The organism is Moorella mulderi DSM 14980, assembly GCF_001594015.1.
GTDB classification, from domain to species: Bacteria; Bacillota; DSM-521; order Neomoorellales; family Neomoorellaceae; genus Neomoorella; species Neomoorella mulderi.
The window spans coordinates 1-684 of sequence record NZ_LTBC01000061.1 but is presented as its reverse complement, the minus strand read 5'-3'; the positions used below and the strand labels follow the sequence as shown (position 1 = coordinate 684).

The 684-nt window shown below is 44.6% G+C and carries 1 pseudogene; it reads left to right on the top strand.

From position 1 onward, the window contains the following. Positions 1-431 precede the first annotated feature (431 nt). Positions 432-684, top strand: a pseudogene (locus MOMUL_RS15245) (fumarylacetoacetate hydrolase family protein); the annotation flags it as partial.

Below are 684 nucleotides of genomic sequence, written 5' to 3'. Positions count from 1 at the left end.
ATCCGGGTTTTCCATAGTGCTTGCCGTTCGGCTTTGGTCATAAAAAATCTCCCTCCGTTGGTGTTCTTGAGGGAGATTATCCTATAAATGTTGCTTTGGTGCTAGGTGGGTTGGGTTTGACGCTTACGGGCTCTTTCGACCCCGGCGGCTGTTACTAAAAATAGTGTTCCACGTTATGAAACGGGGGACAAGGGATATGGGTCTTAGCTATTAAGAAAAAAATTATCAAAAAGGAGGATTTTTACGAGAAGCGTCGAATAGAATTTAGTGAAACAAAAAGGAATGAGGTTCCGGCATACGGAACATATCCTCTCCAAAAGGCAATAGTTTTCTAGAACCAGTTATACAATTTTGGTAGAAGAGGATGGGAGGAGGTATACATGCAGTTTAATAATATTGCTTATTGAAAACCAAAAAGGAGGTTCACATAAATGAAAACAGAATTAAAACTAGGTACCTTTAGGTTTCCGGGACAGGCTGGCCCGCGAGCTGGCTCGGTAGTAGGTGAAAACCAGGTAGTAGACCTTAACCTGGCGTATGCTGCTTACCTGTCCAGCAAAGAACTAGCGACGCAGCCCTACCAGTTAGCCGATGCTGTGGTACCAACGGAGATGGTAGCCTTCTTAAAAGGAGGCAGCCAGGCAATAGAGGCAGCCAGGAAAGCGGTAGATTATGTAAAGAGCA